At 62.8% G+C, this 22,432-nt stretch carries 21 protein-coding genes, 1 tRNA gene and 1 pseudogene; 17 read left to right on the top strand and 6 right to left on the bottom strand.

Annotated features, from left to right (window positions below; translation table 11 throughout):
* From ABT24_RS12425 to ABT24_RS12405, 5 genes and pseudogenes are all read left to right on the top strand, one after another.
* Positions 1-1,018, top strand: a pseudogene (locus tag ABT24_RS12425) (hypothetical protein); the annotation flags it as partial.
* A 3-nt stretch (positions 1,019-1,021) separates the two neighbouring features.
* Entirely contained in the window at positions 1,022-2,092 is a 1,071-nt protein-coding gene (locus ABT24_RS12420; RefSeq protein WP_286737928.1) for a hypothetical protein, read from the top strand.
* A gap of 151 nt (positions 2,093-2,243) precedes the next feature.
* On the top strand, positions 2,244-2,762 hold the full coding sequence (locus ABT24_RS12415) for a hypothetical protein (protein ID WP_286737927.1): 519 nt from the start codon (positions 2,244-2,246) through the stop codon (positions 2,760-2,762).
* Positions 2,763-2,819: 57 nt separating this feature from the next.
* Complete coding sequence (locus ABT24_RS12410; protein WP_286737926.1) at positions 2,820-3,533, top strand: ParA family protein; 714 nt, start codon at positions 2,820-2,822, stop codon at positions 3,531-3,533.
* Entirely contained in the window at positions 3,464-4,888 is a 1,425-nt protein-coding gene (locus tag ABT24_RS12405) for a ParB/RepB/Spo0J family partition protein (protein ID WP_286737924.1), read from the top strand. Before ABT24_RS12410 ends, ABT24_RS12405 begins: the two co-directional genes overlap by 70 nt.
* A gap of 156 nt (positions 4,889-5,044) precedes the next feature.
* Here ABT24_RS12405 and ABT24_RS12400 read toward each other — a convergent pair.
* Together ABT24_RS12400 and acs are read right to left on the bottom strand one after the other, a co-directional pair.
* A tRNA-Ser gene (locus ABT24_RS12400) sits at positions 5,045-5,135 on the bottom strand.
* Between the two features lie 51 nt (positions 5,136-5,186).
* Positions 5,187-7,166, bottom strand: a complete 1,980-nt coding sequence (acs, locus tag ABT24_RS12395; protein WP_276730643.1) for an acetate--CoA ligase — start codon at positions 7,164-7,166, stop codon at positions 5,187-5,189.
* A 202-nt stretch (positions 7,167-7,368) separates the two neighbouring features.
* Here acs and ABT24_RS12390 point away from each other — a divergent pair, with 202 nt between their 5' ends.
* From ABT24_RS12390 to ABT24_RS12345, 10 genes are all read left to right on the top strand, one after another.
* Positions 7,369-8,019, top strand: coding sequence for a YqhA family protein (locus ABT24_RS12390; RefSeq protein ID WP_276730645.1), 651 nt, complete (start codon positions 7,369-7,371; stop codon positions 8,017-8,019).
* A 58-nt stretch (positions 8,020-8,077) separates the two neighbouring features.
* Entirely contained in the window at positions 8,078-9,613 is a 1,536-nt protein-coding gene (locus ABT24_RS12385) for a fumarate hydratase (protein ID WP_276730647.1), read from the top strand.
* A gap of 9 nt (positions 9,614-9,622) precedes the next feature.
* Positions 9,623-9,847, top strand: a complete 225-nt coding sequence (locus tag ABT24_RS12380; protein WP_276730649.1) for a cysteine-rich CWC family protein — start codon at positions 9,623-9,625, stop codon at positions 9,845-9,847.
* Positions 9,844-10,635, top strand: a complete 792-nt coding sequence (murI, locus tag ABT24_RS12375; RefSeq protein WP_276730650.1) for a glutamate racemase — start codon at positions 9,844-9,846, stop codon at positions 10,633-10,635. The genes ABT24_RS12380 and murI overlap by 4 nt, the downstream gene beginning before the upstream one ends.
* A 114-nt stretch (positions 10,636-10,749) precedes the next feature.
* The gene (locus ABT24_RS12370) at positions 10,750-11,865 is read left to right on the top strand and encodes an NADH:flavin oxidoreductase/NADH oxidase (RefSeq protein WP_276730652.1); all 1,116 of its coding nucleotides are present in this window, start codon (positions 10,750-10,752) and stop codon (positions 11,863-11,865) included.
* 317 nt (positions 11,866-12,182) lie between these two features.
* Positions 12,183-13,616 carry a cytochrome c gene (locus ABT24_RS12365; RefSeq protein ID WP_276730654.1) on the top strand — a complete coding sequence of 478 codons (1,434 nt, stop codon included), beginning with the start codon at positions 12,183-12,185 and terminating at the stop codon, positions 13,614-13,616.
* Position 13,617: 1 nt separating this feature from the next.
* On the top strand, positions 13,618-14,853 hold the full coding sequence (locus ABT24_RS12360; protein WP_276730658.1) for a hypothetical protein: 1,236 nt from the start codon (positions 13,618-13,620) through the stop codon (positions 14,851-14,853).
* Positions 14,854-14,862: 9 nt separating this feature from the next.
* Positions 14,863-15,252 carry a c-type cytochrome gene (locus ABT24_RS12355; RefSeq protein ID WP_276730660.1) on the top strand — a complete coding sequence of 130 codons (390 nt, stop codon included), beginning with the start codon at positions 14,863-14,865 and terminating at the stop codon, positions 15,250-15,252.
* Positions 15,253-15,262: 10 nt separating this feature from the next.
* A complete protein-coding gene (locus tag ABT24_RS12350) occupies positions 15,263-16,600 on the top strand; it encodes an FCSD flavin-binding domain-containing protein (RefSeq protein WP_276730663.1) in 1,338 nt (445 codons plus the stop codon).
* On the top strand, positions 16,597-17,355 hold the full coding sequence (locus ABT24_RS12345; RefSeq protein WP_276730667.1) for a c-type cytochrome: 759 nt from the start codon (positions 16,597-16,599) through the stop codon (positions 17,353-17,355). Before ABT24_RS12350 ends, ABT24_RS12345 begins: the two co-directional genes overlap by 4 nt.
* Before the next feature lie 42 nt (positions 17,356-17,397).
* On the opposite strand, the gene ABT24_RS12340 is transcribed toward ABT24_RS12345, so the two are convergent.
* From ABT24_RS12340 to ABT24_RS12325, 4 genes are all read right to left on the bottom strand, one after another.
* A complete protein-coding gene (locus ABT24_RS12340; protein WP_276730669.1) occupies positions 17,398-18,402 on the bottom strand; it encodes a PA2778 family cysteine peptidase in 1,005 nt (334 codons plus the stop codon).
* A gap of 10 nt (positions 18,403-18,412) precedes the next feature.
* A complete protein-coding gene (locus ABT24_RS12335; RefSeq protein WP_013123653.1) occupies positions 18,413-18,790 on the bottom strand; it encodes a PA2779 family protein in 378 nt (125 codons plus the stop codon).
* Positions 18,791-18,885: 95 nt separating this feature from the next.
* Positions 18,886-19,692 (bottom strand): sulfite exporter TauE/SafE family protein, encoded by an 807-nt coding sequence (locus tag ABT24_RS12330; RefSeq protein ID WP_276730672.1) that lies wholly within the window; start codon positions 19,690-19,692, stop codon positions 18,886-18,888.
* A gap of 139 nt (positions 19,693-19,831) precedes the next feature.
* The gene (locus tag ABT24_RS12325; protein WP_276730673.1) at positions 19,832-21,121 is read right to left on the bottom strand and encodes an NAD(P)/FAD-dependent oxidoreductase; all 1,290 of its coding nucleotides are present in this window, start codon (positions 21,119-21,121) and stop codon (positions 19,832-19,834) included.
* 425 nt (positions 21,122-21,546) lie between these two features.
* Between ABT24_RS12325 and ABT24_RS12320 the strand changes: the two genes are divergently transcribed.
* Both ABT24_RS12320 and ABT24_RS12315 read left to right on the top strand, forming a co-directional pair.
* Positions 21,547-22,056, top strand: coding sequence for a YeeE/YedE thiosulfate transporter family protein (locus ABT24_RS12320; RefSeq protein WP_276730674.1), 510 nt, complete (start codon positions 21,547-21,549; stop codon positions 22,054-22,056).
* Positions 22,053-22,432: YeeE/YedE thiosulfate transporter family protein (locus ABT24_RS12315; protein ID WP_286737914.1), on the top strand; the 380-nt coding region annotated here is incomplete at its 3' end. The genes ABT24_RS12320 and ABT24_RS12315, both read left to right, overlap by 4 nt.

Raw genomic sequence — 22,432 nt, 5'->3', positions numbered from 1 at the left:
ACGGGATTTTGACACAGGAAACCAATTTCACCTGACCTACCGGCCCGCCGACAAGGTTTTGGCGACAACGCTGTCCTTGAGCGTCAAAGACCCGGAGCAGGCTGTCAACGCCACCGAATCGACACAACGCAATCTCAAGACCGTCGAGATCGAAGCGCCCGCGCATTGGGCGTCCGCTCTCATCAACCGCGATGAAAGTGGACTGCAGAAGGAAGAGGTCGCCCACGTAAAGGCGTGGGTAGCAGAACAGGGTATCGGCTGGCCGGTGTCGTCGTCCGAGACATTCATAGGGCGACATGACGGGTTGCTCACCGAAATGGCAACCTATTCTTTCCTGGTGCACGAAAAAGACTTAGCACTTCGGCGTGAAGATGCGCTGCTGGCCAGGCAGCCTCACGAGATGACACTCGCCGAGTTCGCCACCGGCGCTACGGCGATGAAGCTCGGCGCGCACGCCGCGCGGGAGTGGGCCGTGTTCAACGGGAGCGCGCAACGTGGTGAACTGATGGGCTACGCCGAGGGGCCGACCGCAGAGGATGCCCTGCGCATGATGCACAAAAACCGGGTCAACAACGCTCTGTATGACAACATGCCTGAGGCGGTTCGTCCGCCCGGCATGGAGCCTAAAAGCATGCCACCCCAGCGGGTGCTTGACGAGTATCCTGACCTGCAGAAGAAGTTTGCCCAAGCGATCAAGGAACATCGCCAGATGCTTGACAAGGAAGACCGCAAGGCGGCGGAATACCGGGACATGACGGCTGATCAGGCCATCGCACGGATCGAGGAGACCGGCAGGCTGACCGGCAAACTGACGCGGATTGAGCCGACGCCAGACCCGCAACGTGACCTAATCCATGTCCAGCGTGCTGGGGTGGACGTTGCAATCACCGTACCCGCAGGCAAAGTTTCTCACGATCTGGTCGCTGGAACCCCGATCAAGCTGCGCTATGAACCCAAGGCGGGCCTGCAGGTCGAGGCTGACCCGCAGCCGTCGCGCAACAAAGCGATGGAGCGTTGAGCCATGCCCGCCAAAACCCTATCCATTCCCGCCGCCGACCTGCGTCCGGGCCACACCCTGATTGATGAGGCTGGCCCAGCCCAGGTGCGAGCCATCGTCCCGTCCGAGGGACAGACCGCAGTCGCTGTCGAGCAGATCGCCGGACGCCCCCGGCAGGTGTCTATCCGCGCGCTGGACGCAACGGCACCCGTCGTGGTGACGGCCCGATCTCACGCCTACGTGCATTCGCAAGAGCACGCACGAGACGTGCAGGCCGCGCGTGCCATCGTGTCAGAGCACAAGGGCCTTTTGCGCCCGCAAGCGGTTGATCTGGCCGCAGGCGCATCGGTTCCTCTGGATTCGATGGCCGCTGCGCTGCGCCAATCCGAGCACGCGCAGGAAGCCGCTGTGCTGCGCAAGCTGCCCGGTCTTCACGTCCGAATCGACCCAGACAAGGGGCTGACTTTGACAGAGCACCCGCCGGGCTACACGCAGGGGGCGGCGCAGACCTGGAAAAATCTGGAAGAAGAAGCCCGCTCTCGAAAAATGCTGATGTTCGCTGCGCAGCAATCGCCGACAGGCACATTGCAGGCACACTACCGCAGTGCGCAGACGGGGGAAGAACTTGGGCTTGTCTCCCGTATCGACCTGCAAACCGGCGCGGCCCGCACGGCGCGCGAAAAAGACATTGCTTCCGCTGCGCCGACGCTGGATACAGCACGGCAGCGGGCCGATCTGGGCGTGCAGTGGCGCAAAACGGTGGAGCTTGCCGCGGAGAACGCTGACCTGCGCCCTGACCTGCCGCGTGCGCCCCAGGCGCAGACGTCCCGGCTGGTGAGCCTGGACGACCGTCCCAGCGTTACAGGAAAGTTCGAGGGAATAGCGCCGTCCAGCAACCCAGACAGGATGCTGATTGTTCTACGCGGGCCTGTGCAGGAGCGCGTGAGCGTGCCCAAAGACGTACTGACCCAAATCCCGGAGTCCATGCGCCCTGGCACACCCATGGCGCTCGCAAAAAGCCCGGAAAAAGTCCTTCGCGTGAGGGTTGTCCGCGAAAAAGGTGGGGCTGACCGAGAGATTGGCCTGAGCCCCTAGTTCCGGGCAGCCCGGAATCTTCTTGTTTTTGTCCGCTCCAGTTCACACATTGCTTGCAACTTATTACATTCTGCTATACGCCGGATATAAGTCTGCTATACACTGTTTAGACAGAACCCCTGCATGGCGCAGGAAAACACAGGAGCACACCATGGCAACCCCAATCAAGAAAGGTGTCCGCAAAGACTATGTGGACCTCACAACGCGCCTTCCCGCGCCGGTGATGGCCGACCTGAAACACCGGCTGGCCCCACGGTACGGGGGAACCCTCATGTCGCTGTACGACACGCTGATTCGTACATTCCTGCACGAAGCACCGTGGGCGCTGGGCCTTAAATGGCGGGAGACGCAGGCGCTGTCGCGCCGCGAGGAAAAGATTGTTGTGGTGAAAACGGACGACGGCACAGCGCTGGAGACGCCGGTCACCACAACAGTTGCCACTGGTTGGCTGCAAGTGAACATGCGGGTGCCCGAAGAACTGGCGCTGCGCGTGAAATCGGTCGCTGCAAACAACGGGGTCAGTCCATCGACTGTGCTATATACCGCTGTGTACTACTTTGTCTGGTACAAGAACCCGACCCCAGCGATCAAAAAAATCAGGGATGCTCGCAAACAACAGTATGAGGCCCGTGAGCGGGCCAACGCAGAGGATGCCAAGCACGCAGGCTGAGTTCGCTTGTTCTGGTGTGCTAGTTGCATCAAACCCTAACACACCAAAGCACGCACTATGAAAACTTGTGTAGTGACCAATCGCAAGGGCGGCGTCGGCAAAACGACGTTGGCCCTGCATCTGGCCGCCGCCGGCGTCGATGCTGGCCGGAACACGCTACTGGTTGATCTGGACCCGCAGGCATCCGCATCCAGCGTCGTTGTCCCCGATGGCGGAGCCGGACTGGCGGAAAACCTGTGGGATGATGAAGCCCTTGTTCAGCCCACCCGAACCGCCTGGGGCTTTGACGTGCTGGTCGCAAGTCCCGCACTGTCAGGCGCTGAGACGCTGTCGCTTGAAGAGACGCTTGCAGCCCTTCGCCGTTTCCCTGGGGGTTACGATCTGATCGTTTTCGACACGCCGCCTTACTTTGGCACGCTGCAAACCGCCCCGCTATTGCTGGCCGACGTGCTGATTGCCCCTGTGGAGCCGGACGTATTCGCGCTGCAGGGTCTGAAAATCATGCAGAGCGTCGTGGACAGCCTGCGGCCTCGTAATCCGGCGCTGCAACTCCGGGTTGTGGCGAACCGCCTTAAAAAGCGTTCGGTCGGCCAGATGCAAACCGTGGCTGCCATGCAAGCCGCCCTCCGGTCCAGCTTTGTAGGGCCGGGGCTGGCCGAGCGAGAGGGCGTGCGGCAGGCGCGAGACGCGGGAAAACCCGTGTGGCGCTTCGCAAAGAAAGAGCCTTACGCGCAGGACTGGAAACGTGTCTGCGACACCCTGATTGCTTGAAATCGTGTAATCGAACGGAGATGCTGATGGCCTCTAAACTGAAATCCAACCTTCTGCTTGAAATTCAAGCCGCGGGCAACCACGCGGCGATGACTTACGCAGTGCTGGACAAAATCCGCCTCGACCCGAGCCAGCCTCGCAAGCTCAAGCTGGGATTTTCACCGGACAACACCGACGGCGTACCCGTTCCGCCAGACATTCCCCTGCGCAACGTGCCCGCCCTGCTTGCGGCGTCCGGCGATGCCCGCGACGACAGCACGGAACTGGTGCGCCTGGCCGTCAACATCCTGCAAGACGGCGTGCGCACACCCATCACCGTGACGACCGCCCTGGGCGGGTTGTTCAAGGTGGTGACTGGCGAGCGCCGGGTGACCGCGGCGCTGATCGCGCGCAAATGGGCGCGCGAACTGGCGGAAAACGAAGACCTGACGGCGCTGGGCTACACCCCGCGTGCGGGATACAACTTCGACACCATCGCTGCCGTCGTGGATTCGGTCGAATCGGACGATCGTTTCCGCATGCAGGTCGCCGAGAACCTGCTGCGGCAGGATATGTCCGCCGAGGACATGGGGCGTGCCTGGAAAAAAATGCTGGACGATGGCCTGTTTCCGAACGTGTATGCCATTGCCCGGCATTTCGGGATGGAAGAGACGCGGATTCAGTCGCACATCGACATGATCGACATGGCCGAAGAAGTGGGACAACTTCGCGCCCTGGGCATCACCGGGCTGGAAGTGACGGGCCGGCTGTTGTCTTCGCTGCGCAAGGCGCGCAAACAAGGCGAGCCCGCAACGCTGTACGACAACTTTGTGGCGATCTGGAAAGAGCACACCACCTACACGGAAGATGGCACGCCGATCTATCCAGGCACACGCAGCGTGTTGGATTTGGCGCGAAAAGAAAAGTCGCCCGCTCCGTTCTCGACGCCTGTTGCATCCCCCTCGATTCCTGCGGCAGCACCGTCGGATGCGTTCGATGCCGAGCCTGCGGATTCGCTGAACACTGGGGCTGACCGCGAGTTTGAGCGTGAGTTTGTCGCAGAGCAGGCCGACGACGGCGAAGCATTTGACCAGGAACTTGCCGCAGAGCAGGCCGAGGACAGCGACCAGGCCGTCATTCCTGCGCACGAATCGCAGCGCGATTTTGAGGCGGCGGGTGTCGGCGAGAATCTGTCTCGCAATCCAAAAGCCCCTGCGCTGGATCGCCCGCACAAATCCGAGACGATCAGCGTCCCGGCATTCGATCTTTCCCCGGCGCAAGCTCTGCGGGCCTTGTCGCTGCTGGGTGTGGATTTGCAGCAAGAAGAGGTGACCGCCTCTGCGTTGATCGAGGCGCTTCAGACTGTGGGGGTCTAAGCCCAGCGCCTCGCCTGCGTGCCAGCAAGCCTGAACGGAGGGGCTTGCCGCGCACCGGTTCAACCCGTCATTGCACGCGGGTAAGACCTACGGTAAGACCGAGCAGAGCCTGAAAAGAAAAAAGCCTAAGTGAATCAATCACTTAGGCTTATGTCCTGGCGGAGAGAGGGGGATTCGAACCCCCGAAGGGCTATTGACCCTTACACGCTTTCCAGGCGTGCGACTTAAACCGCTCATCCATCTCTCCGGTAACCCGTAACTATAGCAGACGAGGGCTCCCGGCTTGGGGGCTTCAGGGTCAATGCGTTTTGCCGAGTTGGTCGAGGATGGCGGGATTTTCGAGCGTAGACGTGTCCTGGGTGACAGCCTCTCCCTTGGCCAGAGAACGCAAGAGGCGACGCATGATCTTGCCGGAGCGCGTCTTGGGCAGGTTGTCGCCGAAGCGAATGTCCTTCGGCTTGGCAATGGGGCCAATTTCCACGCCCACATGGTTGCGCAGTTCGGCCGCGATTTTCAGGGCTTCCTCGCCCTCAGGCCGGGGGCGTTTGAGCACGACGAACGCGCAGATGGCTTCGCCAGTGATGTCATCCGGGCGGCCGACCACGGCGGCTTCGGCCACCAGCGGGTGCGAAACCAGGGCGGATTCGATTTCCATCGTGCCCATGCGGTGGCCGGAGACGTTGAGCACGTCGTCGATGCGGCCGGTGATGGTGAAGTAGCCGTCATTGGGGTCGCGAATGGCGCCATCGCCTGCCAGGTAGTAGCCGCCCAGTTCTTCGGGGTAATAGCTTTTCTTGAAGCGTTCGGGATCGCCCCAGATGTTGCGGATCATGGCTGGCCAGGGCTTTTTGATGACCAGAATGCCGCCGGTGCCCCAAGGTACGTCATGGCCGGTTTCGTCCACCACTTCGGCGGTGATGCCGGGCAGTGGCAGAGTGCAGGAGCCGGGCACCATGGGCGTCGCGCCAGGCAACGGGGTAATCATGTGGCCGCCGGTCTCGGTCTGCCACCAAGTGTCGACAATGGGGCAGCGACCGCCGCCGATGTGCTCGTGATACCACTCCCAGGCCGCGGGGTTGATGGGCTCGCCGACGGTGCCAAGGATGCGCAGGCTGTCGAGCTTGTAGTTGCGCGGGTGCACGGCGGGGTTGGTCTCTGCCGCCTTGATGAGTGAGCGGATGGCCGTGGGCGCGGTGTAGAAAATGGTGACCTTGTGTTGCTCGATCATTTTCCAGAAGCGTCCGGCGTCTGGAAAGGTCGGCACACCCTCGAACATGATTTCGGTGGCGCCGCAAGCCAGCGGACCGTAGGCGATGTAGCTGTGCCCGGTCACCCAGCCGATATCGGCGGTGCACCAGAACAGGTCGTCCGGGCGGATGTCGAAAGTCCAGAGCATGGTCAGCTTGGCCCAGAGCAGATAACCCGCGCTGGAGTGCTGCACGCCCTTGGGTTTGCCGGTGGAGCCGGAGGTGTAGAGCAGAAACAGGGGATGTTCTGCCTCGACCCAAACCGGCGGGCAATCCGGGCTCTGGGCTGCGGACAGTTCGTGCATCCAGAGATCGCGGGGGGCGGCGAAGGCCACGTTACCGCCGGTTCGCTGATAGACCACGACATGTCGGATGGTGTCGCAGCCGCCGAGCGCCAGCGCCTCGTCGACGATGGCTTTGAGCGGCAGCGATTTGCCGCCGCGTCGCTGTTCGTCGGCGGTGATCACCAGCACGGCGCCTGCATCTTCGATACGGTCGCGCAGCGACTGCGCCGAAAAACCGCCGAACACGACCGAGTGCGTGGCCCCGATTCGGGCGCAGGCCTGCATGGCCACCACGCCCTCAACCGACATGGGCATGTAGATCACCACGCGGTCGCCCTTGTTCACCCCGAGCGATTTGAGTGCGTTGGCAAAGCGGCCCACCTTGTCGAGCAATTCGGCGTAACTCACGCGGGTGACGGCGCCGTCATCGGTCTCGAACACGATCGCCGTCTTGTCGCCCTTGCCGGCCTGCACGTGCACATCCAGGCAGTTGAAGGACACATTGAGCCGACCATCGTCGAACCATTTGTAGAACGGGGCCTGGCTGTCGTCGAGTGCGTGGGTGAAGGGATGCTGCCATTGCAGATTTTCCCGCGCCATGCGCCCCCAGAAGCCGGTGTAATCGGCCTCGGCCTCGGCGCAGAGGGCGCGATAGGCGTCCATGCCGGAAATGCGGGCGGACTGCACGGCTTGCGGGGAGGGGTAATAAACCTTGCGTTCGTGCGGGTGTGTGGCGGTGTCGCTCATGACAGTCTCCTTCGTTTTGTGAAATCTCAGCGCAAAGGCGCAGGAAAAAACATTGCTATCTGAATTTTGCGCCCTTACGTAGCCCTGACGGCAGCCCTGACGCTGCACCTCGAGCATAGTGCGCAGCGCTGGCGTGGGGATGAATTGGAGCGAGACGGTGCCCTTCTAGAATCGCGATTCAATCCCCGTCACCGGAACCGCCATGCCTCGTCCGCCCGACCTGCCGCACGTCCCCTTCATCCCCCGCCTGCTGTTCATGAGCCGCTGGTTGCAGTTGCCGCTTTATGTGGGGCTGATCCTGGCACTCGGGGTGTATGTCTTTCACTTCTGGGTGGAACTCAGCGATCTGGTCGGCGCGGCATTCGGCAATCAGGCCTCGCTGGCACACCTGCTCGAAGCCATCGCCGTGCGCAATCCTCTGCCCGTGGAGGATGCGCAGGCTCTGGCGCATAGCGCCGCGCCCAAACTCACCGAGACGACCATCATGCTGGTGGTGCTCAGTCTGATCGACGTGGTGATGATCGCCAATCTGCTCATCATGGTCATCGTGGGCGGATACGAAACTTTCGTGTCGCGCATGTACCTCGAAGACCATCCCGATCAGCCGGAATGGCTGTCGCATGTCAACGCCTCGGTGCTCAAGGTCAAGCTGGCGATGGCCATCATCGGCATTTCGTCCATCCACCTGCTGCGCACCTTCATCAACGCCGACGCCTATAGCGTGAAAGCGTTGGTGGCGCAGACCACCATCCATGTCGTGTTCTTGCTTTCGGCCATGGCGATCGCCTACACCGACCGCATGATGACCCGCACCATGCTGCTGGGCCATGTCAAGGCGGACGAGGCTCATTAGGCCCGCCGCCTGTCAATCCCGGCGCCACCTGTTTCATCCACAACAAACCGTTCACACCATGACCACCGTTATCCGTGCCGCCGATTTGCGCAACAGCATCGCCGCAGCGCTGCAGTTCATCAGTTACTACCACCCGGCCGACTACATCAGCCATCTGGCTAGAGCGTATGCGCGCGAGCAGTCGCCTGCGGCCAAGGACGCCATGGCGCAGATTCTGACCAATAGCCGCATGTGCGCCGAAGGGCATCGCCCGATCTGTCAGGACACGGGCATCGTCAATGTCTTTCTCGACATCGGCCTGAACGTGCGCCTTGAAGGCTTCGACGACGGCCTCGATGCAGTGGTCAACGCCGGGGTACGGCAGGGTTATCTCGACCCCGACAACGTGCTGCGCGCCTCGATCGTGGACGATCCGATTTTCGCCCGCAAGAACACGCGCGACAACACTCCGGCCGTCATCAACGTCAACCTCGTGCCCGGCAATACCGTGTCGGTGAAGGTCGCTGCTAAAGGCGGCGGCAGCGAGAACAAGAGCAAGTTCATCATGATGAACCCCAGCGACAACCTGGTCGATTGGGTGCTCGCCACCCTGCCGACCATGGGCGCTGGTTGGTGCCCGCCGGGCATGCTGGGCATCGGGGTAGGCGGCACGGCCGAGAAGGCCATGCTCATGGCCAAGGAAGCATTGATGGACGATATCGACATGTCCGATCTGCTGGCACGCGGCCCGCAAAACAAGCTGGAAGAACTGCGCATCGAGTTGTTTGAAAAGGTCAACGCGCTGGGCATCGGCGCTCAGGGTCTCGGCGGCCTGTCCACCGTGCTGGACGTGAAGATCAAGACCTACCCGTGCCACGCGGCCAGCAAGCCGGTGGCCATGATCCCCAACTGCGCCGCCACCCGCCATGCCCACTTCGTGCTCGATGGCAGCGGCCCGGCCTTTCTCGATCCGCCCAGTCTCGACCTCTGGCCCCAAGTGCACTGGCAGCCCGATGCCGCACGCAGCCGCCGGGTCAATCTCGACACCCTGACCCGAGAAGAAGTGGCGAGCTGGAAGCCGGGCGACACCCTGCTGCTCTCGGGCGAACTGCTCACCGGGCGCGATGCCGCGCACAAGCGCATTGCCGACATGCTGGGGCGTGGCGAAACACTGCCCGTCGACTTCACCAACCGGGTGATCTACTACGTCGGCCCGGTCGATCCGGTGCGCGACGAAGTCATGGGCCCGGCCGGCCCGACCACCGCCACCCGCATGGACAAATTCACCGAGACCATGCTCGCACAGACCGGGCTGATTGCCATGATCGGCAAGGGCGAACGCGGCCCGGTGGCGATCGAGGCCATCAAAAAGCACCGCAGCGCCTCGCTCATCGCTGTTGGCGGCGCAGCGTATCTGGTGGCCAAAGCCATCAAGGCGGCGCGCGTCGTGGCGTTCGAAGACCTGGGCATGGAAGCGATCTATGCCTTCACCGTGCAGGACATGCCCGTGACCGTGGCGGTGGATGCGCGGGGCATCTCGGTGCATCAGACCGGCCCGGCGCAGTGGAGGGCGCGCATCGCGCAAATGCCGCAAATCCCCATCACTGCCGCCTGAACGCCCCCGATGGCCGCTGACCACCTCGCCTGCGACCCCGCGCGCTGCCCGCTGTGCGCTCGACCCAATGCGTGCGTGCGGGCCGCGGGGGATGAATCGGCCCCTTGCTGGTGCGTCAGCGTGCGCTTTGCGCCGCAAACCCTGGCACGCATTCCGCCCGCGTGCATCGGCTTGGCCTGTATCTGCCCGCAATGCGCGGATGCCGAGCCCGCTCAGCCAAGCCGTCGCTCATGAGCCCAACCCCGAAGCTCGGCGTCTTTGATTCCGGCGTGGGCGGCCTCACCGTGCTGCGCGCGCTGCGGGCGCAGTTGCCGCAGGTCAGCCTGATCTACGTCGCCGACTCGGCCTACGCGCCCTACGGCGACCGGCCCGATGATTTTCTGCAGCAACGCGCACGCCAGATCACCCGTTTTCTGATCGGGCAAGGCGCTCGCCTCATCGTCGTGGCCTGCAACACCGCCACCGCGGCGGCCATCGCCGCTTTGCGCGCGGAATTCGATCTGCCCTTCGTGGGCATCGAGCCCGGCATCAAGCCCGCGATGGCCCGCAGCGACGCGCGGCGCGTCGGCGTGCTGGCCACCCCGTCCACCCTGCGCAGTGCCAAGTTCCGCGGGTTGTTGCACACCCATGCCGGCGCGGCCGAGCCGGTGCTGCAGCCCTGCCCCGGTCTGGCCGACGCGGTGGAGCGTGGTGATCTGCAGGCGCCGCAAGTGCAGCAGTTGATCCGTCAGTTCTGCGCGCCGCTGCGCACAGCCGGCTGCGACACCGTGGTGCTGGGTTGCACGCATTACCCCCTGCTGGCCGAGCAGATTCAGGCCGAACTCGGCCCCCAAGTGCACCTGCTCGACACCGCCGAGCCAGTGGCGCGGCAAGCCGCGCGTCTCTGGCAACAAACAAGCGCACAGAGGCCCGAACTGCCGCAGATCTACACCAATGGCGATCTCGCCGTGCTGCGTCGCATGGCGGATCTTTGCGGGCTGCAAGACGCCGCCATCCATCGCTGGAACAAAGTCGCCGCTTGATCGCACCGCCCTGCCCTGCAGAAAACGGCTGACGCGGGGACAATGGAACGAGATGTTTTATTCCACGCCAGCCGCCCGTTGCAGCTGCTTGTCAGATTCTTTCGTTCATTGCCTATGTCGTCTCAACTCTTCTCCCCGTTTTCACTCGGCGCCCTCAGCCTGCGCAACCGCATCGTGGTCAGTCCGATGTGCCAATACAGCGCCGTGGAGGGCAATGCCATGCCCTGGCACCGCGTGCATCTTGGCCAGCTGGCGCAAAGCGGCGCCGGCCTGCTGTTCATCGAGGCCACCGCGGTCGAAGCCATCGGCCGCATCACCCCCGGTTGTCTGGGGCTGTATTCAGCCGACAACGTAGCGGCGCTGCGCGCCGTGCTCGACGATGTGCGCAGCTTCAGCGACATGCCCATCGGCATTCAACTCGGGCACGCGGGGCGCAAGGCATCGAGCGCGCGCCCCTGGGACGGCGGTCAACTGCTACCGGCTTCGCAAGGCGGCTGGCCCACCGTGGCCCCTTCCACGGTGCCGCACGGCGCGCAGGAGGCTGCACCGCAAACGCTGGAAGCCAGCGGCCTTGAGCGCATCCGCAACGCCTTCGTCCAAGCCGCGAGACACGCCGCCAGCCTGGGCCTGCAAGCGGTGGAACTGCACTGCGCGCACGGCTATCTGCTGCACCAGTTTTTGTCGCCGCTGTCCAATCAGCGCGACGACGGCTACGGCGGCAGCCTGACCCGGCGCATGCGCTATCCGCTGGAAGTGTTCGATGCCGTGCGCGCCGCCTTGCCCGCGACTATTCCGCTGGGCGTGCGGGTCTCGGCAACCGACTGGGTGGAAGGCGGCTGGGATCTGGAGCAAACCCTTGCCTTCGCGCTAGCGCTCAAGGCGCGGGGTTGCGACTGGACCGACGTGTCTTCCGGCGGTTTGTCCCCCAAGCAGCAAATCCCCATCGGCCCCGGCTATCAGGTGCCATTGGCTCAGGCGGTGCGAGAGGCGACTGGGCTGCCCACGATGGCCGTTGGCCTCATTACCGAGGCGCAACAAGCCGAAGCCATCGTGACCGAGGGCCGGGCCGATTTGGTCGCGCTGGCCCGCGCCCTGCTGTGGAACCCGCATTGGCCCTGGCACGCCGCAGCCGCCTTGGGCGCGCAGGTCAAGGTACCGCCGCAATACTGGCGCAGCGAGCCGCGGGACGCCCGCGGCGTGTTTGCCAACGCCGCCATCGGCCAACGCTGAGCAGCGGCCTCGCCTCCAGCGCCCGCGACGGCAGCCCGTCTGCGTGAGATCAAATGAAACCGCGCCGACAGACACAGACCCCGGTGCGGATCAACGGTCCGCCCCAGCGAACGCAATTCGCGTAAACCCTGAATTTTTGCACCACACGGGCCGTTTGTGACCCCAGTCACTCACACATAGATAAACCTGCAAGTCTCAATTTGCAATTTGCGGTAGATCAAATCCCTACTGAGCTCCTCTCTCGATACTCCTTCCAGTAACAAAGTGTTGTCTTTTGCAACATTGCGGTGCAGATCGCACCGAGACTAGGAGTCGAGATGGATTGGGTCGGGCTTTATCCCACTTGGTATGAACCGGGTGTGGGCAGTGGCTGGGTCGTCGGCATCATGGCCACCATTCATGTGCTGGCTTCGCACACTTCGGTGGGCGCGGCCATTTTGTTTGCCTATCTGGCGGTGCTCGCCTACCGGCGCAATCAGCCGCAGTTGCTGGATTACATCCGCAAATACGGCATGTTCCTGCTGGTGTTCTCATATGTCATCGGCTCGATCACCGGGCCGGGCATCTGGTTCACCACCACTGTGGCCAGTCCGCGCGGCATTTCGGCGCTGATTCACAGCTTTGTGTGGAAATGGGCCACCGAATGGGTGTTTTTCGTCATCGAGGTGGTCGGCGTCTATCTGGTGATCTACTTGGTCGGCCGGGTCGATCAGCGCACGCATATGCGCATCGCCGTGATCTTCGGCATGGCGTCTTACACCACCATGCTCATCATCCTGGGCATCCTGTCGTTCATGATGGTGCCGGGCAAGGAGGTCTGGTTCACTGAGGGGGGCTACCTCAACGGCTTCTACGGCAGCAACACCTTCGCCCAGCTCGCCATGCGCACCGCGTTCATGTTCACCATGACGGCGGTGGTCGGCGGCATCGTCGCGGCGCGTATCACCGATCCGGCGTTCAAGCGTGAGATTTCGCGCAAGCTGGCCTGGCTGGGCATCGTGTCGTCGATCACCGGCGCGGCGCTGTTCCAGTGGTATATCCGCACCCTGCCAGAAACCGCGCATCTGGTGATGGACAACCGCCTGCCGTCCTACTTCCAGCCAGCCATCATCACCGTGCTGCTGGGCACTCTGGCTTACTTCGTGATGACGCTGATTTCCTCGCGCACCCTGGTGGTGTGGGGGGCGTCGGTGGCCACCGTGAGCATTTTGCTGTTCGGGCTGTGGCCGGAGGAAGTGGCGCGCGAGTCCATCCGCAAGCCCTGGGTGGCCGGGCAGTACATCTATTCCAACCAGGTCGTCGGCCGCGATGTGCCGGGCATGAACATCAAGAGCGAGATTCCACTGCTGGAGACGCACGGCTTTCTCAAGACGCAGGTGTTCGTTCCCAACGAGCTGCGCGTGGTCACGCCGGACAACATGCTCAAAGTCGGCGAGTCGCTGGCGCTGACGACCTGCTCCAACTGCCACTCGCTGAGCGATACCGGCATGCGACCGCTGCATCGCTACTTCGGCGGCACGACCAACGTGACCGAGGTGGAAAACTACCTGCGCGGCGCGCTCTCCACCGGGGCCACGCTGTATATGCCGATGATTCCGCTCAAGCCCGAAGAAGCCGAGGCGCTTGCGGTATTCATCGTCAACATGAAGCAGCCGCAGGCCGCCATCGCCCACATCCAGCACAAGGCGGCACTGGCGCAGGCCGACCAAGCCGCTGCGCTGCCCGCAACCTTGACCCAAGAGGTGCGCTGACATGAATTCTGAAATGCTCTATGCCCTGCGCGACGTCGCCGGGGTTCCGTCTCACCCCATCGTCTTTCTGGTGCTGGGCGTGCTGACCTTTGCGCTGCACATCGCAGCGGTACAGGTCATGCTCGGCGGCACGGCACTGGTGCTCGCCAACGCCTTCAGCCGCAACCCCATGCGCCGCCGCCTTGCCGCGGCCATGACCACCACCGCCAAGATCGCCGTCTCGGTGGCCGTGGTGCTCGGCGTCGCACCGCTGCTGTTCGTGCAGGTGACCTATGACCCGTTCTGGTACACCAGCAATGTGCTGTCGGCCTGGTGGGTGGTGGGCTTTATCGTGCTGCTCATTGCCGGCTATATGGCGCTGTACTTTTTCTACAGTCGCAATCATCACCTCGACGACCCTCAGCACGACACGCGCTCGGGCTGGAGCCTGGTGGCCGCGCTGGCGCTGTTTCTGGTCGTGGGCTTCATCATGCATGTGCTCACCCAGCAAATGCTCAGCCCCGAGAAGTGGATGAGCTGGTACGCGCCGGGCGGGGTGATCGAGCCGCGCGGCCGCACGCTGCACGACTACAACCTGTGGCGCTTCGGCTTTTTCATCGCCCTGGCCGCACCGGTGACGGGGGCTTGGTTGTTCGCCTATCGCCGCTACCTCAGCGCGGGGCAACTGGCCGAGGCGAACTACCTCCAGTGGGTCGGCGCCCTCGCCAGCAAGATGCTCAATATCGGCGGGGTGATCGCCCTGGTGTTTCTCGGCGGCTGGATGGCCACCCTGCCTGCCAACATCGCCGGGTTTGCCACCTCGCCCATCGTGCTGCTCAGCGTGGCGTTGCTGCTGCTCACCGTGGCGCTGCCCACGGTGCTGGGCCAGCGCACGCTGCACACCTCCCTCGGCTACGCCCCCTTCGCCCTCGGCGCAGTGGCGCTGATTGCCGTGGCCGCGCTGCGCGAAGTGCTGCGCTGGACGGTGCTCAAGGGCATACACGGCTATGACGTGTTCACCTACCCCGTGCACCTCGACTGGTACAGCAACGTGCTGTTCTTCTCTACCTTCGCCCTCATTGGCGGCAGCACCCTGGCTTACTTTCTCACCATTGCCTGGAAGGTGGGGCAGACGCCCAAGGGCCAGATCTACACCCCATCGGCCGCCATCGACCGCATCGGCACGGTTTCAATGTGGCTGGTCGGCCTCTGGATCGTTCAATTCTTCGTAGTCGGCTTCGTCGTCTGGGCGCGATAAGGATTTCGTATGCGACTTCATCACCTCACCCTCGTCCTGATCGGGCTCGTGTTCGCCATCGTCCTGCTCGGCGCGAATGCTCCCGCTTTTGCCGCGCCTGCCGCACCCGCAGCGGTCGGCACACCAGCCGCCGCAACCCTGCCGCCCGGACCCAAAGCACCGCCCACCGGCGCCGCCATGGCGCAAACCTGCGCCGGTTGCCACGGCACGGACGGACGGCTACACGCCGCCGCCTTCATGCCCCTGGCTGGCATGCCCAAAGCGCAGTTGGCGCAGGCCATGCGCGATTTCCGCGATGGCAAGCGCCCCTCCACGCTGATGGGCCATGTGGCGCAGGGCTTCAGCAATGGCGAAATCGACGCCATGGCGAGCTACTTCGCCGCCGTCAAACCCGAATAAGAGGCACACCATGAACTCTCGTCGTCAATTTCTGCTCGCCAGTGCCACGGCATTGGGCGCTGTTGCCTTCCCCGCCATCGCCCGCGCCGGTCAGGCGTCTGCTCGCATCGTCATCGTCGGCGGTGGGGTGGGTGGCGCCACGGCGGCCAAATACCTCAAGTTGGCCGATCCCAGCCTGCAAGTCACGGTGATCGAAAAAAATCCGGTCTATATCCGCCCTTACGGATCGAGCGAGGTGCTCAACGCGCACGTCACGATGCAAGACCTGCGGGTGAGCTATGACGCGCTGCAGCACAAGCATGGCGTGGCCTTCGTGTTCGATGCCGCCAAAAGCCTCGACCCGGTGAACAAAACCGTCACCACCGCGGGCGGCAAAGTGCTGAGATACGACAAACTCATCGTCTCGCCCGGCATCAAGCTGCGCTACGACAGCCTGCCCGGCTACAGCGAACAGTTGGCCGACAGCCAAGTGCCCAGCGGCTGGATTGCCGGAGCGCAGACCGCCCTGCTGGCCAAGCAGTTGCAGAGCATGCGCGACGGCGGCACCTTCGTGCTGGCCGCACCGCCCAACCCCTACCGCTGCCCGCCCGGCCCCTACGAGCGCGCCGCGCTGATGACGGAGTGGTTCAGCAAACACAACCCGCGCGCCAAGGTCATCATCGCCGACCCGAAGGACAGCTTCGTCACCGACGAAACCGCCTTGCTCGGCTGGAACCGGCTCTATGGTTTCCAGCCGCCGCAGGAGTACCGCACCAAGCTCGCGGCCAAACTCCAGCCCTCCACCCAACCCTGCGCGCTGGAGTGGATTCAGGCCAAGGCCGGCGGCACCCCGCAGCGTCTGGACGCCAAGACCATGACCCTGCACACCGCGGGCGGCGCCATCAAAGCCGACGTGATCAACATCATCCCGGCCATGGTCGCCGGGCAGATCGCCTTCGACTTCGGCCTCACCAACGACAGCGGCTTTTGCCCGGTGCACCGCACCACGTTTGAATCGACCTTGCACAAAGACGTGTACGTGATCGGCGATTCCAGCATCGCCGATGTCATGCCCAAGTCGGGCTTCTCGGCCAACACCCAGGCCAAATGGGTGGCCCGGGTCATTACCGACGGTCTGGCGGGACGAGACCCCGGCACGCCCGTCTGGGAGAACACCTGCTACGCCCTGGCCGGCAAAGACTACGGTCTGTTCGTCGCCGACGTATTCAAGATCAAGGAAGACGGCAAGATCGGCCGGGTCAACAAAGCGCGTTACCTGCCGCTCGACGCCACGCCCGCGCAAATCCGCCTGTCCGCCGTCTATCAGCAAGCCTGGATTCAGGCCTTCACTCAGGACATCTTCGCATGATCACCGCCGCATTCCCCGCTGCGTCGCGCACACTCGCCCTGGCCGCCGCGCTTCTCGCCAGTTCCCTTGCGCAAGCCAGCGAACACAACAAACCCGCGCCCAAGCCCTGGAGCCCCGTCACCCTGCACACCGCGTTGGGCGATCTGCCCAAAGGCAATGCCGCCGCGGGCAAGGCCGTGCACGATTCCATGATGTGCGCCTCCTGCCACGGCGCCGCTGGCAATGCCGCAACGATGAACTGGCCCAGCGTCGCCGGCCAGCGCTACGACTACACCGCCAAGATGCTGCTCGACTATCGCAGCGGCCTGCGCTTTGAGGACGAACGCGCCGGGCTGATGACCAGCATCGCCCGCCTGATGACCCCGCAACAGATCGCGGATGTCTCCGCCTACTACGCCAGCCTGCCCAAGCCCGTAGCGCCGCAGGCACAGGCCGCTCTCGCCGCGCCGCTAACCGCCGCAGAGCACAAGCGGGTGGAGCAACTCGTGCGCAAAGGCGACGCCAACCGCCTCATCACCGCCTGCGCGTCGTGCCACGGCCTGCACGGCGAAGGCAAGGGCACGACGCCTGCCATCGCGGGTCAGACGACCGACTACTTCATCCGCACCATGCGCCTGTATCACAACGGCGAGCGTCAAAACGATGTGTACAAAGGCATGAGCCAGTTCAGCCAGCGCCTGAGCGACGCCGATACCCTACTCATTGCGCGCTACTACGCCAGCCAGGGGCAAAGCCAAACCGCGAAAGCGGATTGACGGGCGGACCGAGCTGGTAATACCCCTCAGGCCGCCGCCGGTTCACGGCGCCTGGGTAGGGTCCAGGGCCGCGGCGCGCGCCTTGGAGATTTCAGCCGCCGTGCTGCGATACGCCTCGGGGTGCGGCTGGCTGAGGCGCAATGCGACCTCGATCGCCCCCTGCGCCGCCTTCCAGTCTCCCGCAGCGAGCAAGGCCTGCGCGAGGTTGTTCATGGGATCGCCGTCGGAAGGGTTCGCTCTTGCTGCCTCGGCGAAATGAATCGCGGCCTGCGGATAGTCCTTGCGCGCATAAGCCAGATTGCCCAGCCCCATCATGGCAATCCACGCCTTGGGCCAGCGCTTGAGCGCCGCCTCGTAAGCGGTGCGTGCCGCCTCAGGCGCCACGCCTTCGAGCGGGGCCACGGCGCGCAAATACGTCAATTCATCAATTCCAGGCGGAAACTGCCCCGGCTTGACGGCAATGAACGCCCATCTCCCGCCTGCAGCCCAAGACCGATCAAACTGCTCGATGGAAAGCTGCAGATCACGGGCCGTACTGGAACGCAGAGTCACGCGATCGCCCGGCAAGTCATACGCCACCAGCACGGCATAGTGCCAATCGCGCGCACCCAACCCGACCTTCTGCAGCACCACCACTGGAAAGTCGGCAGCCACCTGCTCGAACACAGCGCCGAGCTTGGGAGGTAGAACCACAGGAATGCGCCCTGCCCGGCGCGACGCCCCGAGCAGATCGAATTGCAGGCTTCCTTCCAGACCCGGGGTGAACACCTGCGGGATCAACTGCTTCGGCGTGGTGCGCACCCCGCTGAAGACCAGCACAGAGGCCAGCGAAGCCGGTCCGCAGTAGTGACTGTCATCCGAAAAAAACGGCACTCCAGCCACATTCGCAGAAGCTGGCAAGCCAGCGGGCTCATCCACCAAGCGCCCCTGCTGAAATTGCAGCGGCGACGTCGAAAAGACCCCAGGCGGCAAGGCGGCGCAACCGCCGAGCAACAGACTGAGCGCAAGAGTCAGTTGCGATGCGACGCGCAGGCGACGACCCGTCATGCACACCCCATCAAAGCGCCAGCACGACCAGAATCGCCACCAACAGAATGATCACCATTTCCTGAAAACCGAGCGCGCCTGCGGCCGGCATGCTGTTGATCCTGCCAGCCAGCTGCGCCACTTCGGCATTGCTCAGCGCCGCCAGGCGTTGCTGCGTCACTTCCTGGCTCAACCCCATTTGCTCCAGCTTGGCCTGCACATCGGCCCGCGCCATGAAATGGTCAAGCGTCGACCGATCCGCGGCCAGCGTAGCCGCGTCCTGGCCGGGCTGCGGCTGGGTGAGCTGCTGCGTGCCAATCAGTTCGGCACGCGCGGCGGGTGCAGCGGCCATCAGGCTCACGCCCAATGCAGCCACCAGGAATTGACGGGAAATACGAGAAGGAAACATTCGTCGGCCCTTTCAATAAGTGAAATTTTCCAGACTCAACCGCCCGGAAACTGGGAATGTTGGCAGGCGATCAAGTTTAATCGCCTCCGGGTCGATTACCCACCGAACGCAATCAATGCGCCGATAAAAATCAGAAAAATCGAGAACACCCGTTTGAGCGCGTCGCCCGAAATGCGATGCGCCACACGTACCCCATACGGCGCAAGCACCATCGAAGCGACAGCGGTCGCCGCGGCCGCAGGCAAGAAAACATAGCCAAACGCCCCTGGCGGAAGGGGATGGACGGGCGCATGAACCGAGATCATGTAACTCAGCGCGCTGGACAGGGCGATGGCCAAGCCGCAAACCGTACTCGTCGCCACCGCCTTGACCGGCTGAACGCCCAGAGCCACCAACAAGGGCACCGTCATCGACCCGCCACCGATCCCCACGACGGAGGACACAGCCCCGATGCCCACACCTGCCGGCAACAACCAGGGTGAACGCGGAATGTGCTCCTGACCTGGCACTGTCTTTTTGCGTTTACCAGCTGCCATCTGTACCGCCATAACGGCACAGAACCCGGCAATGACATAGCGCAGGACTGGGCCGCTGAGCATCTGCGCCAAATGCGCTCCGATGAAACCCCCGATCACCATACCTGGCGCCAGCCAGCGCCAACTCGGCCACAGCACGCCGCCGCGTCGGATATGCGCCGTGGCAGAGGAAATAAAGGTGAGCACGATACTGGCCATCGACGTCGCCACGGCCACATGAATGACCTCATCGGCCGGAATGCCCAACGCGGGCAGCGCAAAGCTGAGCGCCGCCACCAGCAGCAAACCGCCCCCAATGCCCAACAGCCCACCCAGAAAACCCGCAGAGGCTCCGGCCAACAGAAAAATCGCAATGGAAAGCCACATCATCATTTCTCTTCGAGCGCCAATAACCCCTGGCAGCCTAACTGCTCAGGCCGGGTTCTGCCGCGAAGCAACCGCCATGATCCCCACAAAAAAGCCCGCAGACCGTACAGCCTGCGGGCTCGAACTGATGCAAGGTGGATCAGTCTTTGCGTTCGGGATGCAGCAGACGCTCCATGCCGATGAGCTTCATCATGTATTTTTCGTAAATCGGCTCGGAGTTGCCCTTCTTCATCTTGCGGATGAAGTATTTTTCAAACGCAATCTTCGCCAGGTGCACCCACTTGCCTTCGCCGAACCAGTTGACATTGCGCGGCGGTATCTGCGGAATGGCCACGAACGCCGCGCCGGTATTGCCGAAGTCGGCCAGGCAGATGGCCTGCCAGGTGCCGCGGTGCGAGGGTTGTTTGCCCGCGAGTTCCTCCTCGAGGTTGTGCACGATGGCCGTGACCATCGACTCGATCATGTAACCCGTTTTGGGCACGCCGCAGGCAACCGGCGTCGGGCCGGTCGGTGGAATGGCGATGCACACGCCAGCGGAGTAGATGTTCTTGTATTTCGGGCTGCGCTGATGTTGATCGACGATGACAAAGCCACGCGGGTTGCACAGTCCCTCTACCGCAGCCACCGCGTCCACACCCTTGAACGCAGGCAACATCATGGAGTGCTTGAACGGCAGTTCATGCTGTTTGACCAGATTGCCCTGCATGTCGAGTTCATCCACGAACATCTTGCCGTCTTCCACTTTGGTGGTCTTGGCATTGGTGATCCAGCGGATGTCATGGCTGCGGAAGGCGCTTTCCATGATGCCCTTGGAGTCGCCCACGCCATCCAACCCCAGATGGCCGATGTAGGGCTCGGAAGTCACATAAGTGATGGGCACCTTGTTGCGGATCTTTTTCTTGCGCAGCGCGGTGTCGAGCACCATGGTGTATTCGTAGGCCGGGCCGAAGCAGCTCGCTCCCGGCATTGCGCCCACAATCACCGGCCCCGGATTGGCCACCAGCTTTTCATAGTCGGCATAGCACTTTTCCGCATGGTCGATACTGCAGATCGAGTTGGTATACCCGCCGTGCGGGCCGGAACCCGGCACCTCATCGAAAGACAGCTTCGGCCCGGTGGTGATGATGAGATAGTCGTAATTGACCTTGGCACCATCCTGCAGGGTCAAGGTATTGCTCTCCGGCTCGATCTTGGTTACCGACTTGGCGATGAAGTCGATCCCCTTTCGCTCCAGATACGGCTTGATCGCAAAGATCACCTCGTCTCGACTGCGCCAGCCCACGGCCACCCAGGGGTTGGAGGGCACAAACTGGAAATAGTCCACGGCATTGATGACCGTGATCTTGTGTGCTTTGCCGAGCGCTTCACGCGCTTCATAGGCGGCGGGCATGCCGCCAATGCCGGCGCCCAATACAACGATATGTGCCATACCCTGGTCTCCTGATGTGCAAGTGTGTGCCCGAATGCGCTCGGGCGGCGTTCAACAAATTCGGCCCCATCCAGCGGCAAGCGAGGGTTCGACTCCTGCAAAACAGTCAGCCTGTTGGTTGAGGATGAGAACCCGCAGCGGTACTGAACGTCACCGCTTCGCCAGAGAGTCTTTGCCTAGGTATTCAAGCATATCTATACAGCCCCTTTCATCTCGGGGATTCCTGTCACGCCCACCAAAAAAGCTTGATTAAACGCAAATTCAATGAGGCCGCATCAGTGTTAGTCCTAGTCTGGAAAAACCCTAATACTCCCGGAAGCATAATGAAATCTTTCCTATACTTGATTTGAGACAAGCTGATCGTTCGATCAGCGCGCGGCCACACGCACGGATGTCGCCGCATCACCCCTGGAGGAAGCCTACTCATGCGCAATACACCTCGTCCACTCTGGAACCCCTATGTAGCCGGGGTTTTGTTGGGTTTGGGACTACTGGCCACATTTCTTGTCACCGGAAATGGTTATGGCGTGACCGGTGCAACCACCCTGGCGACTGCAGCCGTAGCGGGCAAGGTCGATCCCAGTACCGTTGCCGCCCACACCTATCTCCACAACCTGTTTGAAGTCGGTCTGGATCGCTGGGTAGTCTGGGAAGTCGTTGGCTTGGCCATCGGCGGCTTGATTGGCAGCGTATTGGCGGGCCGCTTCAAGCTGCAAATCGACGGCCCCACTCAAGCAGGGCGCAGCCTGCGACTCGTCCTCGCAGTCATTGGCGGCATCGCAGCAGGTTTTGGCGCTCGTCTCGCCTTGGGGTGCACCAGCGGCATGGGACTCTCGGGCTCCGCAACGCTGGCCGCTGCGGGCTTCTTGTTCCTGATCGGATTTTTCATTGCTGGCGCCGTGTTCGGCCAACTCACGAAAGGACTCTGGAAATGAGCTTCCCTCTTGGATACACCGGCCCCGTATCGGGCATCATCCTCGGCCTGATTTTCGGCTACATCCTTGAAAACGCCGGCTTCGGCAGCGGTTGCAAACTCACCGCCCAGTTGCGCTTCAAGGACTGGGCCGTGTTCAAGGTTATGTTCACCGCCATTCTCGTGTCGGCTGGCGGTCTTTATCTGTTGCAAGGCCTAGGCGTGATTGCTGTTGACAATATGTTCGTGCCCTCGGTCTTCCTCTGGGGCAGTTCGCTGGGCGGCGTGCTGATTGGCGTCGGCATGGCCGTCGGTGGTTACTGTCCAGGAACATCCATTGTGGCCTTGTTCTCCGGCAAGCTGGACGGCTTGATTTTTCTGCTGGGCATCGGCATCGG

This window comes from Thiomonas sp. SCN 64-16 (assembly GCF_001725585.1).
GTDB lineage: Bacteria > Pseudomonadota > Gammaproteobacteria > Burkholderiales > Burkholderiaceae_C > Thiomonas > Thiomonas arsenitoxydans.
This window is presented reverse-complemented; position numbering and strand designations above follow the sequence as displayed.